Annotated in this window: 11 protein-coding genes; 7 read left to right on the top strand and 4 right to left on the bottom strand. The window is 63.6% G+C overall.

The genetic code is table 11. The annotated features are described in order from the left end of the window. Positions 1–16: 16 nt before the first annotated feature. Positions 17–949 (bottom strand): 50S ribosomal protein L3 N(5)-glutamine methyltransferase, encoded by a 933-nt coding sequence (gene prmB / locus K5607_RS05610; protein ID WP_221048456.1) that lies wholly within the window; start codon positions 947–949, stop codon positions 17–19. Positions 950–1,091: 142 nt separating this feature from the next. On the opposite strand from prmB, the gene K5607_RS05615 reads away from it, so the two are divergent. The 5 genes from K5607_RS05615 to K5607_RS05635 all read left to right on the top strand — a co-directional run bounded on the left by K5607_RS05615 (position 1,092) and on the right by K5607_RS05635 (position 7,054). Beyond that, positions 1,092–2,231, top strand: a complete 1,140-nt coding sequence (locus K5607_RS05615) for an FIST signal transduction protein (RefSeq protein ID WP_221048457.1) — start codon at positions 1,092–1,094, stop codon at positions 2,229–2,231. Position 2,232: 1 nt separating this feature from the next. Then, positions 2,233–4,308 (top strand): hybrid sensor histidine kinase/response regulator, encoded by a 2,076-nt coding sequence (locus K5607_RS05620; RefSeq protein WP_221048458.1) that lies wholly within the window; start codon positions 2,233–2,235, stop codon positions 4,306–4,308. Positions 4,309–4,401: 93 nt separating this feature from the next. Next, positions 4,402–5,934, top strand: a complete 1,533-nt coding sequence (fliK, locus tag K5607_RS05625) for a flagellar hook-length control protein FliK (RefSeq protein WP_221048459.1) — start codon at positions 4,402–4,404, stop codon at positions 5,932–5,934. Next, the gene (locus tag K5607_RS05630) at positions 5,931–6,215 is read left to right on the top strand and encodes an EscU/YscU/HrcU family type III secretion system export apparatus switch protein (protein WP_054773341.1); all 285 of its coding nucleotides are present in this window, start codon (positions 5,931–5,933) and stop codon (positions 6,213–6,215) included. Before fliK ends, K5607_RS05630 begins: the two co-directional genes overlap by 4 nt. After that, positions 6,212–7,054 (top strand): secretin N-terminal domain-containing protein, encoded by an 843-nt coding sequence (locus tag K5607_RS05635; RefSeq protein ID WP_156302382.1) that lies wholly within the window; start codon positions 6,212–6,214, stop codon positions 7,052–7,054. The genes K5607_RS05630 and K5607_RS05635 overlap by 4 nt, the downstream gene beginning before the upstream one ends. A 15-nt stretch (positions 7,055–7,069) precedes the next feature. On the opposite strand, the gene K5607_RS05640 is transcribed toward K5607_RS05635, so the two are convergent. Both K5607_RS05640 and K5607_RS05645 read right to left on the bottom strand, forming a co-directional pair. Continuing rightward, a complete protein-coding gene (locus K5607_RS05640) occupies positions 7,070–7,681 on the bottom strand; it encodes an NUDIX domain-containing protein (RefSeq protein ID WP_054773343.1) in 612 nt (203 codons plus the stop codon). 94 nt (positions 7,682–7,775) lie between these two features. Then, complete coding sequence (locus tag K5607_RS05645; protein ID WP_054773344.1) at positions 7,776–8,111, bottom strand: hypothetical protein; 336 nt, start codon at positions 8,109–8,111, stop codon at positions 7,776–7,778. Positions 8,112–8,435: 324 nt separating this feature from the next. Between K5607_RS05645 and K5607_RS05650 the strand changes: the two genes are divergently transcribed. Continuing rightward, entirely contained in the window at positions 8,436–9,212 is a 777-nt protein-coding gene (locus K5607_RS05650) for an oxygen-binding di-iron domain-containing protein (protein WP_054773345.1), read from the top strand. Next, positions 9,209–11,419, top strand: coding sequence for a putative bifunctional diguanylate cyclase/phosphodiesterase (locus K5607_RS05655; protein ID WP_246598960.1), 2,211 nt, complete (start codon positions 9,209–9,211; stop codon positions 11,417–11,419). Before K5607_RS05650 ends, K5607_RS05655 begins: the two co-directional genes overlap by 4 nt. 30 nt (positions 11,420–11,449) lie before the next feature. Here K5607_RS05655 and K5607_RS05660 read toward each other — a convergent pair whose 3' ends face one another. Beyond that, complete coding sequence (locus K5607_RS05660; protein ID WP_221048460.1) at positions 11,450–12,118, bottom strand: class I SAM-dependent methyltransferase; 669 nt, start codon at positions 12,116–12,118, stop codon at positions 11,450–11,452.

Raw genomic sequence — 12,118 nt, forward strand, 5'->3', positions numbered from 1 at the left:
TCCGGTATGGTGCGGCTCAGGCGGCGGCGCGGGCTCGGAATACGTCGGCGAATTCGGCCACTTGCTCCGCGGTCAGCAGGAATACGCCGTCGCCGCCCCGCTCGAAATCCAGCCAAGTGAAAGGCACTTCCGGATAGACCGCTTCCAGCGTTTCCGCACTGCTGCCCACTTCCACCACCAGGATGCCGCCGGCATTCAGGTGGTGGTCCGCGTCGGCCAGGATGCGCCGCACGCAATCCAATCCGTCCTCGCCCGATTCCAGCCCCATTTTCGGTTCGGCGTGGTATTCGGCCGGCAGGCTTTCCCATTCGGCGCGATTGACGTAGGGCGGGTTGCTGACGATGACGTCGTAACGGGCGTCGCCCAGGCCTTGGAACAAATCGCCCGGCACCAGGCGCAAGCGATCCTCCAACTGGTGCTTGGCCCGGTTGATTTCGGCCACCGCCAGCGCGTCGGACGACAGGTCCACGGCGTCTACTCGGGCTTCCGGAAAAGCGTAGGCGCAGCCGATGGCGATGCAGCCGCTGCCGGTGCACAGGTCCAATACGGCGTTGACTTCGTCCGGATCCACCCAAGGGGCGAATTGCTGTTCGATCAATTCGGCGATGGGGGAGCGGGGTACCAGCACCCGTTCGTCCACGTAGAACGGCAGGCCGCAAAACAGCGCTTCTTGGGTCAGGTAGGCGGCCGGCTTGCATTCCTTGATGCGGCGCAGCAACAAGCCGACGACCTGGCGGCGCTCGTCCGGCGCCAACACCGCATCCATATAAGTGCCGGGCAAGTCCCCGGGCAGGTGCAGCGCGTGCAGCACCAGGGTGGCGGCTTCGTCCAGGGCCGTGGCGGTGCCGTGGCCGAAAAACAGGCCGGCTTCCTGAAAACGGCTGGCGCCCCAGCGGATATAGTCGCGCAACGTGCGCAACGCCTGTTCGACGGCGGTGGTATCGGTCATGGAGATGGAGGGCGGGTGGTGGGGGAAAAACGACGCGCACATGATAGCGTATAGATCGCTGAAATCCGATTATCCTTCCCTTCGCTTCGGTTTTCCGCTAAAAAAACCGACTGGAAATCTAGGGTTTTCGAAGATCCGAGCCATGCTTGACCGACAGCCGATGTATCTGACAGCCACGGGCGACGATGAGTTGGACGCCGGCTTGGCCGCGCTGCAAGGCAGCGGCGGCGTGCTGGCCTTGGTGGCGGAAGCCGATGGGGCGTGCATTGCGCGCTTGCAGGCGCTTGCCGGGGCGAGGGGCATCGTCTTGTGCGGCGGCCTGTTCCCCGAGCTGCTGGCGCACGGCGCTTCCCATAAACGGGGCGTGGTGTTTCTTCCGCTGGATGAGACGCCGGTGTTGCGGTTGGTCGAAGGCGTCGCCGAGGGCGGCGAAGCGGCGCTGGCGGCCGCTTGCGACGCTTTGGGCGATGCGGCGGACCGATTGGGCGGCGAAGGCCGCGAGGCCTCCCTGTTGCTGTTGTTCGACGGCATGCTGCCCAACATCAGCACGCTGTTGGACGCGATATATCGCGACGTGGGCGACGAAGTGCGTTATTTCGGCGCCAATGCCGGCAGCGAAACGTTCCGCTCCGTGCCCTGCCTGTTCGACAACAGCCGTTTTGTCGCCGACGCCGCTTTGCTGGTGTTGCTCGCCGACCACGCCGGCGCCTGGGCCGAGCACGGTTACGCGACGCCGGACGAAATGCTCTCCGCCACGTCCACGCGCGGCAACCAAATCCAGACCATCGATTGGCGCCCCGCCTTCGAGGCCTATAGCGAACTGGTCGCCAAGCACCATGGGGTCGGCATTACGCGCGACAATTTTTATCGATGGGCGGTGCACTATCCCTTGGGCTTGCCGCGCATGGACGGCGGCTTGATCGTGCGCATTCCCGTCGGGCTGAGCGAGGACGGCGCGCTGGTGTGCATCGGTGAAATTCCGGAAAACGCTTTGCTGTGCGTGTTGCACGCCAGCGACTCGCGCAGCCGCGATACCCTGGACCGCCTCGCCGGCCATGTGGACAAGACGCCATCGGCGGCCGTGGCGGCGTTTTACTGCGCCGGCCGGCGCATGCAGCTCGGCGAGCAATTCGCCGTGGAGTTGGAGCATTTGGCGCGCCGTTTCGCTCCCAGGCCGATGTTCGGCGCCTTGTCGCTGGGAGAAATCGGCAGCGCCTGGAATCGCGGCTATCCGCTGTTCCACAACGCCGCCATACTCTGCGCGCCCTGGAGCCGCGCCTGACATGGAACGCGAACGCATACTGTCCATTTTGTACGAAATGGCTTTGCTGACCGCCTCGGAAACCGAGGTGGGGCCCTTGCTGGAAAAATTCCTGCAACGGCTGATGTTTCATGCGGATTTTCCCTGCGGCTTGTTCCTGCGCATACCCGAGACCGGCCCCGCCGACGCGACCCGCCGGTCGGTGTTGTTGGAAGCCGTGATCGGCGGCCGGCGCATCGGGCTTGCCGGCGAATGGTTGTCCTTGCCCGTCGGCTTGCTGGAAGGCGGGGCGGCGCTTAGCACGGACGCGGAAATGATTCAGGCCGCCTTTCCCGCTGCGCCTTACCGCACCGCGTTGCGGCTGCCGGTGGCGGAGCAAGGGGCGTTCCTGTTGTTGGCGCCGGAGCAACCCGCGTCGCCCTTGCCTCTGGCCACGGTATTCGAGCCGGTGTTAGCCAATTTCGCCAAGACGCTGCAGTTGTGCCGCGCCAACGCGGAAATCACCGCGGGGTTGCGCGCGGAGGTGGAGCGCCATCGGCAAACCATGCTGGAGCGGGAGCGGTCGCAGAATTTGCTGACCCTGGTGCTGGACACGATCCCGGCCCGGGTATTCTGGAAGGACCGCGACGGCGTGTTTCTCGGCTGCAACCGGGCGTTCGCGAGGGACGCGGGGGTCGACGAGCCGTCGCAGCTGGTGGGCAAGACCGATTACGACATGGGGTGGCGGGCGCAAGCCGAGCGTTACCGCGAGGACGACCGGGCGGTCATCGAGAGTGGCCAGGCCAAACTGTACTTCGAGGAACAGCAGCCGCGCGACGACGGCATCTTTTGGCTGGAAACCAGCAAGATTCCCTTGACCGGCGCGGACGGCGAGATTATCGGCGTGCTGGGGACTTACGAGGACATCACCGCCCGCAAGCGCATAGAAACCGAGCTGGTGAGGGCCAAGGAGCTGGCGGAGCAAGCCAGCCAAGCCAAGTCGGAATTTCTGTCGCGCATGAGCCACGAATTGCGCACTCCGCTCAACGCCGTGCTGGGCTTCGGCCAGATACTGGCGGACGAGGAGCCGGACCAGCCGCTGACGCTGGATCAAAAGGACTGCGTGGAGCATATCGTCAACGCCGGCCAGCACCTTCTTCATTTGGTCAACGACATACTGGATTTGGCCAAGATCGAGGCCGGCGCCATTCATCTCGCGCCGGAGCTCATTGATATCGACGAGCTGTTGCAGGAATGCCTGGACATCATCCGTCCCCAGGCCGCCCAACGGGGCATCTCCTTGATCGAGCCGGCGCCGGGGGGCGGGACAGTCTCGGCGGATCGCACCCGGTTGCGGCAAGTGCTGCTCAATCTGTTGTCCAACGCGGTGAAATACAATCGTCCGGAAGGCGCGATCCGGGTTTCCGTGCAGCCGCTAGCGGGCAAGGTCCGCCTCGCCGTGGAGGACACCGGCCAAGGGATGACGCCGGAACAATTGAGCGGGCTGTTCGAGGCTTTTAATCGTCTGGGCGCCGAACGCAGCGGCACGGAAGGCGCCGGCATCGGCTTGGTCATCACCAAGCGCTTGGTGGAAGCCATGGGCGGCAGCATCGGCGCCGACAGCCGCGCCGGCGTCGGTTCCACTTTTTGGTTCAGCCTGCCCGCGGCGGCGGTTCTCGACGAGGGCGACGCCGCCCCTCCGCCCGCGCCGGAACCGGTGCGCTATAGTCCCTTTTCCGGCTTGTCGGAGGGGAAAACCCTGCTCTATGTGGAGGACAACCCCAGCAACAGGCTGTTGGTGGCGAATATCGTTAAGCGTTATCCCCAATTGCGCCTGGTGACCGCCCAGAACGGCAAGGAAGGCCTGCTCGTGGCTCTGGAGACGCGGCCGGATTTGCTCATCCTCGACATCAACCTGCCGGACATGACCGGCTTGCAGTTGCTGCAACGGCTGCGCGGCCACGCCGAAACCCGCGACATCAAGGCGATCGCCCTTAGCGCCAATTCGCTGCCGGAAGACGTGGGCAAAGGCGTTTCGGCCGGTTTTGCGGCGTACCTGACCAAGCCGTTGCAAGTGGACATGTTCGTGGACACCTTGGCGCAGTTGCTGCGAAGCTGAACGCGGCTTCCGGCGGTAAACGTTCAAGTTAGCCGCCGCTCGGCCGATGCCATACACTAGCCTGCCCAGGCTCGTAATCCGAAAGGGATCGGCATGGATATCAATATTAAAAGCCTAACGAACCTGCTGCCGCAGTCGTCCCAGGCGTCCCAGGCATCGCAGCAGTTGGCGCAACTGCCGGACAAAGTGGCGGCCAGTACGCTGACCAGCCTTATGCAAACGGGCGTTCAGCTTACCGCCATGGTGGTCCAGGCGAAGGGCGGCAATCAGTACCTGCTGGAGGTGTTCCAGCCGGGTAGCCAGAACCGCGTTCAGGTGACCGCCGAATCGGTGACGCCGTTGGCCACCGGCGGCCCGTTGCAGCTGGAGGTGGTCAAGGGGGGCTCACCGCCGCAGGTGCGCGTCATGCAGCAGACCGGGGCGGAGGGAACCCCGGTGGAAAACGCGCTGCGCCAGTTCCTGCCGAAGCAGCAAGAGTTGTCCAGCCTGATTACCCAGTTGGCCAATTTCGCCAAAAGCGGCGGCGACGCCGCCTTGCCGGCCGATATCCAGCAATTGGCGCGAAATCTGCTTGCAAGCTTGCCCGATCAAAATACCCTGGCCAACGCGGAAGGCCTGAAGCAGGCGGTAAGGGATTCGGGCCTGTTTTTGGAGTCCAAATTGGCGCAGTTGGCGCAATCGGATGCCTTGGCGGGCGGAAAGGCCGTGGATCCGTCCTTGCCCAACGACCTCAAAGCCAAGCTATTGGTGCTGGCGGAGGCCCTCACCGGCCGCGCCGCGTCAACCGGTCAGCCGACGGGACAGGCGGCCGGCGGGCAAGCCGCGGCTAATGCGCCTAATCCCCAGACGGCGCCCAATGCGGCGCCGGCCAATACGCCGCCGGGGCTGCCGCTGCCGAACCCGGCGGCGGCAGCGGAACCCGCGTCGACATCGGCATCGGCATCACCCGCCGCCGGCCAGCCAGCGGCAGCGAGCGGCGCGGATCAAAACGCTGCCGCGACCGACTCCGCCGCGGGCAAAGGCCATGGCGCGGTTGCCGCGGCCCCTACCCAATCCGGCGATCAGGCCGTCGCGGCCAACAAGCCGACGGCGGATTCGGCGCAGCAAGCCGCCGCTGCCGCCCAGCTCGGCGCCGCGGAGCCGGCGCTAAAGGATCTGACCAGCCAGACGGAGGGCGCTTTGGCCAAGCTCGTCCTGAATCAACTGGCTTCGTTGCCCCAGCCGGATGCCAGCCAGCAAGTTTGGCGCTTCGATATTCCCTTTACGCTGGCTGGGAATCCCTCGTCGGCCAAGCTGGAAATCGAGCGCGAGGCATACCGGGAAGGGCAGGGTGAAAGCGATTCCGCCCAGGACAGCGCGCCTTGGACCGTGACCGTGGAATTGAATCCGCCGGGTCTGGGTAAATTTGGCGGCAAGGTCACCTTGCATCAGGGGGCCATCAACGCGTTTTTCTGGAGCGACGACCCGACCACGGCGGACTTGGTGCGCGATAATTTGCCGTTGCTGGAGGCGCGTTTGGAGGCGGCGGGACTCAAAACCGGCCGTCTGGATGCCTCGGTGGGGGTGGCGCCCGCCTCAGCCGCCAAGCCCCTGTCTTCCATGCCTTTGTTGGATTTGCACGCATGAGCGAGGGTAGGCCGAAGCAGGAGCTGGACCTGGCGGTCGCCCTGCGTTACGAGGGCAGCGGCGTCCCTAAAGTGGTCGCCAAGGGCAAGGGGTTGGTGGCGGAGCAGATCGTCGCCAAAGCCAAGGAACATAAAGTGCCTTTGAAATCCGATACCGGGCTGGTTAGCTTGCTGTCCAGCGTGCCGTTGGGCGACGAGATTCCCCGCGAACTTTATTTGGCGGTGGCCGAAGTGTTGGCGTTCGCCTATATGCTCAGCGAAAAAAAGACGCTCCGTCCATGAGGGCCTTCGTTATGCGCTTGCGCTTTATCCTGACCGTTGCCTTGGTGTTGTCGAGCCACGCGGTCGCCGCCGCGCCTCCCTTGGAGGTGATTCCGCTCAACCATCGGTTCGCCGAGGAAATGGCGCCGCTGCTGCGGCCGTTGCTGGCGCCGGGCGATGTGTTGGTGCCCAGCGGCACCCAACTCATCGTGCAAACCAGTCCGGAGCGGCTGGCGCAGATTCGGCAGCTGTTGCAGTCGCTGGATAAGAGTTCGCACCGGTTGATGATTACCGTCAGGCAAGGCGGCAATTTATCCAGGGAGGCGCTGGATGCGGAGGCGGGGCTGCAAGGAGGGATGTCCCTGGATGGCTCGGGGCAGCCGTCGTTGCGCGTACGAGGCCATTTCGGCCAGACCGACGGCGAGGAAAGCCGCAACGCCGAACAGCGCGTGCAGACACTGGAGGGCGCGCCGGCGCAAATCCAGTTCGGCGCAAGCCGGCCGGCGACGGTTCAGGTCATCGATGTCCATGGCAATCGCGTGACGGCGGCGCCGGGCATCGGATATCAGGATATCACCACCGGCTTTGCCGTGGTGGCGCGTTTGATTGGCGACGGCAACGTGCGGGTGGACGTGACGCCATGGTCGGCTCGCCCCGATCCGTTCGACAGCCGTAACGTGCGCAATCAGCAGGCGTCCGCCTCGTTGCAGGCCAGACTCGGCGAGTGGGTGATCGTCGGCGGTCAAAACAACGAGCAATCGGCGCAACAGTCTCAGTGGCTGGGGCATCGCTATGCCACCTGGAGCGAAAGGGATACGGTCGCCATCAAGGTGGAGGATTTGGATGCGGGAAAGCCTTAGCTTTCCAGGTCGGCGTTAGCGCCCTTCGGCGTATTCGCGGCGCAATCGTTCGCGGTTCAGCGTCAGCCACTGCAAGCCCATGTAGGGCACGGCGGAGCTGATATCGCCCCGTTCCATCATGTCCAGCAGCTCGGCGTATTCCACCACTTGCACCCGGATATCCTCGTGTTCCTCGGCCAAGCCGTGGATGCCGCCGATGCCGGTGCTGTCGACGATGCCGCAATAAAGCGTCAGCTTTTCCGAGGAGCCGCCGGGGCTGGTGTAGAACTCGCCTATCCGCAGCAGGTGCCGGACGGTGCAGCCGGCTTCTTCCAGCGCTTCGCGCCGGGCCACCTGATCGGGGGGCTCGTCTTCTTCGGCGACTCCCGCGATGATCTCCCACAGCCAGGGGCTCTCTCCCGCCCGCAATGCGCCCACGCGGAACTGCTGAATCAGCACGATCCGGTCTTGGACGGGATCGTAGGGAACCACCGCCACGCTGTCGCCCCGTTCGAATAGCTCGCGGGTCATCACCTCGCTCCAGCCGCCCCGAAACAGGGCATGGCGCAAGCGCAGCACGGCGATAGTGAAAAAACCTTGGTAGCGGGGGATTCGCTCGACGATTTCCCAGTCTGTGGGGGCGGGCATGGAAAGGTGCCGGTCAGCTAAGCGGAAGCGTACGGTGGGAGGAAGGCAGGGCTGGCGCGTTTCGGCCGCCGGAAAGCCGGCGGCCGCGGGCGGTTTAGGTGTTGCCGGTCATCTTCTCCACCGCGTCATACTGTCGTGCGGCGGCGGAGGAGGGGCTTTGAACTTGTTGGCTAACGTCGTCGTTACGGCGCTGATCGGCCTGGGGCGGTTCGGTGCTTTCGCTGTTCGCGTCGGCCAGGGCCTGTGCCTGGGCGCTGATGCTCAGCCCGTTGGCGTCGCCGAGCCTGTTGGCGTTTTGCGTTGGAGCAACCGGACGCTGCGTTTCCGGCGGCGTCTCCGTGCGGGCTTGCGGCGGCGGCCGCTGCGCCGTGGCAGCGTTATACGCGGCTAAGCTGGCGCTGTTACTTAAAGCATCGCTGACGTTGAGCATGGGCCACCTCGCATTTATCCGTGGGATAAGTCCTTTAAAACCATGGTAATACTAGCACGCTCCGCCAAGGGACGGGTGGGAAAGGCGGCGAAATTGTGACGCTTCCCGCGGTTTATTTTCCTGGGCCGTGACCGGCGTTTGGCTCAGGCGGGGCGTGAGTACCCTCAGTATTTGTAAGCTTTTTTGTCGTTCGGGGCTTGTTTATTGCAAGAAGCCTTTGCCATACTAGCAAACACGCCTTTTGCAACGGGCCGCAGCGTCGCGGCGCGGCCGCAAACAACAAGAAAGACAAAGATTAGAGTTGCCCTGGCTGAGGTGAAATGTATGCGCAATGTAACGCTCCATGAGTCCCGCGGACACCGGTTTGTTTTACTCAACGAAACCGAATCCGGAGAAGAGGAAGGCGTGCGTTCCAATCAATACCTGGTGACGCACGAAGGCTGCGGCGTCCTGTTGGACCCGGGCGGTTTCGGCGTGATGCCCAGGGTGCTGGTGGAGATGCTGCGCTATGTGCAGCCGGATCAAATCAAGGCCGTGATCCTCTCTCACCAGGATCCCGACATCGTCGGCGGCCTGTCGACCTGGCTGGAGTTGCTGGACTCGCCGGTCTACGTGTCGCGCATCTGGGTACGTTTTCTTCCCCATTACGGCATTGCCGGCATCAAGCGCTTTGTCGGCGTGCCGGACGAAGGCATGAGCCTGGACATCGCGCCCGGTTTCCGTCTGGAGCTGCTGCCGGCTCACTTCCTGCATTCCGAAGGGCAAATCAACGTCTACGATCCCATCGCCCGCGTGTTGTTCACCGGCGATATCGGCGCGGCCATGCTGCCGGACGACCAGGAGCACGAGTACGTGGACGATTTGGAAAGCCATTTGCCGCACATCGAATGGTTCCATCGCCGCTACATGTGCTCCAACAAGGCCGCCAGGCTTTGGGCCGAGCGGGTTTCGCGCCTGGACATCGATTTCATCGCCCCCCAGCATGGTCCGATTTACCGCGGCAAGGCGGTCAAGCAGTTCCTCGAATGGTTCGCCAACCTGCAATGCGGCATCGACCTCATGGAAGCCGCCGGCAGCTTTTCCCTGGAAGCAGCGCCATGATGGTTCCCCATCCCGCGGGAATATTGCCTTCCATCGATATCCACGGCTTGCCCGCCGAGCTGATCCCCGATCACTTGGAGCAGCTGCGCTTGGCGATGATGGAACGCTTCGCCGCCCTCAGCGAAAGCCAGAGCCGCACCCGCGCCTTCGGCCAGTACATCACCCACATGATCAACGACATGCACGACGACGTGGTGGGCGAGTTGACGCGGGCCTTGGACCAGGCGGAGGGTCAGGACGAAGTTTGCGAAATTCTCCAGCAGGTGCTGGTGCGCTGCGAAATGCTGCAGCAAGGCATCGAGCTCTTGTCCAACGAGCGGCAGCGCCAGTGGCACAAGAACGGCGATTTCATCCGCAAGGCCATGCTGTACTTCAACCAGACGGTGGAGGACCTGGCGTCCACGATCGTCAGCAAAGACCTGCTGGAACGGCAGGGCAAAGTGCTGGAAAGCATCATCCTGTCCCACGAGCGCATTTCCCAGTGGAAGGATTTCGTTCAGGAAATCCTCGGTGATTTCCACAGCATTTTTCCCTTCGACTTTTTCTTCATCGCCTTCGCCGAAGAGAACGGGCTGACGCTGTACGTTTACTACATGGGCGACTACGCCGAGGACGAGCGGCGCGCGGCGCGGGAATTGTTGTCCGTGGAAATGCTCAATCAGCTGCAGCTGCCGGTGGACGCCGCCCTGGACGTGGAAGAGTTCCAGGTCATGGAAAGGCGCCGCCGCACCCAGGTCAGCGATGTGGAGATGATTACCGTGGCGGTGCCGGAGCACGCGCCCAAGCTGGCCGGTATGCTGGGCGTGGCCTACGCCACCAGCATGTCGCACAGCCCGCAGGAAGCGGCCATCATTCGCTCGATTCTTTCCGTGATGGTGATGGTGGTGGGCTCCAGCAAGGCCTTGTCGCGCACCATGTCGGAGCTGGAATACCACTCGGTGCACGATCCCCTGACGGGCTTGCACAACCGCCGTTATTTCAGCGACATGCTGGAATACGAAATCGGCCGTTCGGAACGCCACGGCCACGAGTTCTGCCTGTTGTTCTGCGACTTGGACGATTTCAAGGACATCAACGACTCGTACGGCCACCTGATGGGCGACCAGGCGTTGTGCGCCATCGGCGAAGCATTGAAGGCGGGGACGCGCAAAGGCGACGTGGTGGCGCGCATGGGGGGCGACGAATTCGCCCTTATCCTCACCGAAACCCGGCCGGAAAACGCGTTGCAGGTCGGGGAGAAGCTGCGTAGCGCCATTCGCAACATTCGCTTCGACGCGCCCGACGGCAAGCATTTCCACATCACCGTGTCCATCGGACTGATCGCCTACCCGCGGGACGCCCAGACCATCACCGACATCATGGCGGGGGTGGACACCGCGCTGTATCGGGCCAAGGGCCTGGGCAAGGACGGCGTGTGCAATTTCGACGGGCTGGGCGACAACGTGCGCACGGTGCGCGACACCCGCAATTTCGCCGAAACCTTGCGCGAAGCCTTGAGCGACCAGCGCGTCGTGCCTTTCTTCCAGCCCATACTGGAAACCGCCACCGGCCGCATCCACGGCTTCGAGACGCTGGCGCGCATCTTGAACAAGGACGGCACCACCACGGCGGCGGGCGCGTTCATCGACACCATCAACAAATACGGGTTGGGGCGCGACCTGGATCGTTGCATGATCCACAAGACTTTCGAGGAGATGCGCCGCAAGTTGCACGTTCAGGACGGGCTGCGGGTGTTTATCAACCTGTCGCCCCAGGAGATCCAGGGGCGCAACATCCTCAGTTTCGCCGAACGCCTGTGCGAGGAAATGGCGCTGTCGCCCAGCCAGGTGGTGTTCGAAATCACCGAGCAGGACGCCATCAGCGACATGACCCATATGCGCCGCTTCCTCACCAACCTGCGCGCCAGCGGCTTCGCGTTCGCCCTGGACGACTTCGGCAGCGGCTACAACTCCTTCCACTACCTGCGCGAACTGCACTTCGAGTACGTCAAAATCGACGGCGCTTTCGTGCGCAACATCATCAATTCCAAGGTGGATTACGCCTTGGTCAATCACCTTACCCATTTGTGCCGCGACCTGGGCATGCTGACCATCGGCGAGTTTGTCGAGGGTCCGGAGATCTTGGCCGCCATGCGGGACATCGGCATCGATTTCGCCCAGGGCTATTTCCTGGGCATGCCGTTGCCGGAGATTCGTAAGGAAAATTAGGCGGGGAGGTTGCCGGGCGGGCGCAAGGGATTACGGCGGAGCGTCCCCGGACGCCGCCGGTTTGCGGGCCCGATACAAGCGCAGGGTGCCGGACACCGTTCCGTAACAAGCCGTTTCCTCCACCGGCCGAAAGCCGGCTTCTTGCATGAACGCCGGCAACAAACCGTCGACGGCGTCGGCGATTTCCTCGAAGCGGCGCACCAGCAGCGCAATCAGCGCCATGCGGCGGTTGTGCGGCCGGCCGAAGTCGGCCACGTGCAGTTCGCCGCCGGGTTTGAGGACGCGAAACGCCTCCCTTAGCGCCCGCTGTTTGTCGTTCCGCTTCAGGTGATGCAGCATGAGGCTGGCGAAGACCCGGTCGAAAGAGCCGTCCGGATAAGGCAGGCGGACGGCCGTGCCCAAGTCCAGGATGATGCCGGCCTCCGCCCGCAGGGCCTTGTCGCGGGCAATGGCCAATATCTTCGCGTCCGCGTCCAAGCCGTGGACTTCGGCGTCGGGCTGGGCTTGTTGCAGCAGGAGGGTGAGGGTGGCCGTGCCGCAACCCATATCCAGCAGCCTTTGGCCGGGCTGGAGGCGGGCCTGTGCCACCAACGCGCCTTTGATGCGGGCCTCGGGATACAGGCCCGCCATGAAGCGGTCGTACCAGGGCGTCAGCCGGTGGAAATGAAACGCCGGGATGTAATCGCCCTGTTGTTGCAT

Origin of the sequence: Methylogaea oryzae (genome assembly GCF_019669985.1) — a bacterium.
GTDB classification, from domain to species: Bacteria; Pseudomonadota; Gammaproteobacteria; order Methylococcales; family Methylococcaceae; genus Methylogaea; species Methylogaea oryzae.